Genomic DNA, 1,384 nt, shown 5'->3' with positions numbered 1-1,384 from the left:
CTGCCGCCCGTCGAGGACCTGGTGGCGCTGCTGCGCGATGCGCGGGTCGATGGCCGCCGCCCGCGCCTGGTGCAGCTGGTCGCCACCGCGCCGGAGGATGGGCGGGGCGAGCTGGGACGGGCGCTGGCCGTGGCGCTGGCCCGGCGCGGCGCCGCCGATGTGGCGCTGATCGACCTGCAATCGGATGGCCGCGCGCATCTGGCGGCGCTCGGCTCGCAGCCGCTGGAGGTCGAGCGCATCCCCGGCCATGTGCTGGTGTTCAGCACGGTGATCCCGAATCTGTGGATCTCCTACGAGGCGGTGGAGTCCGACCTGACCAATCCGCGCGCCAGCCGGGAGGAGACGCAGACCCTGCTCGACCGGCTGCGCGAGGCCTTCGGCACGGTGGTGCTGATCGGCCCGGCGGAGGGCGGCAGCTACGCCATGCGCCGGCTCTCCGCGATGGTCGACGCCAACCTGCTGGTGGTGCGCGGCGAGCGCAGCCAGGGCGGCGTGGCGCGGGCGGCGCGCGACACCGTGCTCGGCTCCGGCGGCGCGCTGCTCGGCTTCGCCTTCACCGGGGAGCGGCGGCTGCTGCCGCCCGCCCTGTCCCGCCTTGTCGCCTGAGGATACCCCCCGGATGCGCCTGCTCGCCGCCCTGCTGCTGTCCCTGCTGTCGCTGGCGCCGGCCGGCTGCGGCACCGGCCAGGGGCTGGACCCGGCGGAGCGCGCGCCCGAGGGCTTCGCCCCCTGGACCGAGACGGCGCCGGATTACCGCATCGGCGCCGGCGACCGGCTGAGGGTGCAGTTCCTGATGACGCCGGAGATGAACGAGACGGTGCTGGTCGCCCCCGATGGCCAGGTGGCGCTGCGCGCCGCCGGCCGGCTGGGTGTCGCGGGGATGAGCGTCGGCCAGGCCGAGGCGGCGGTCGAGCAGGCCTCGCGCCGCATCCTGATCCAGCCGGTGGTGACGGTCGGGCTGGAGGAGGCCGGCGCCTCCACCGTGCTGGTGGGCGGCGCGGTGCGCAATGCGGGGGCCTATCCGCTGCCCGGCCGGCGCGGCGTGCTGGAGGCGGTGCTGCAGGCCGGCGGCTTCGACCCGGAGGCGCGGATGGGCCAGGTGGTGCTGATCCGCCGCGGCCCGGGCGACCGGCCGATGCTGCGCACCGTCGATGTGCGCGGCTTCATCGAGGGCAGCGCCGCCGCCGATGTGCCGCTCTTCCCCGGCGACATCGTCTATGTGCCGCGCAGCCGCATCGGCGAGGTCAATCTGTGGATCGAGCAGTTCGTCAACCGTCTGGTCCCGTTCAACCGCTCCTTCAGCTACACCATCAACCGCGGCACCACCGGCCTGCCATGACGCGCCCCGCGCCCCGCCGCTGGCCGCCCGCCGCGCCGGGCGGGC

2 protein-coding genes are annotated in these 1,384 nt (G+C 75.6%); both read left to right on the top strand.

Translation table 11 applies throughout. The annotated features are described in order from the left end of the window. The coding region (locus HMPREF0731_RS19300) for a P-loop NTPase family protein (protein WP_040614075.1) at nt 1–606 on the top strand (606 nt) is incomplete at its 5' end. Between the two features lie 13 nt (nt 607–619). Next, nucleotides 620–1,339: a polysaccharide biosynthesis/export family protein gene (locus HMPREF0731_RS19295; protein WP_007005891.1), complete on the top strand. Its 720-nt coding sequence runs from the start codon at nt 620–622 to the stop codon at nt 1,337–1,339. Nucleotides 1,340–1,384: the final 45 nt, after the last annotated feature.

Origin of the sequence: Pseudoroseomonas cervicalis ATCC 49957 (genome assembly GCF_000164635.1) — a bacterium.
Taxonomy (GTDB): domain Bacteria; phylum Pseudomonadota; class Alphaproteobacteria; order Acetobacterales; family Acetobacteraceae; genus Pseudoroseomonas; species Pseudoroseomonas cervicalis.
The sequence above is the reverse complement of the archived record's forward strand: the minus strand, read 5'-3'. Positions and strand labels throughout refer to the sequence as shown.

Bases quoted from the DNA above. Each gene is read 5' to 3' on its own strand.
- HMPREF0731_RS19295 (WP_007005891.1), top strand. From the start codon at position 620: ATGCGCCTGCTCGCCGCCCTGCTGCTGTCCCTGCTGTCGCTGGCGCCG.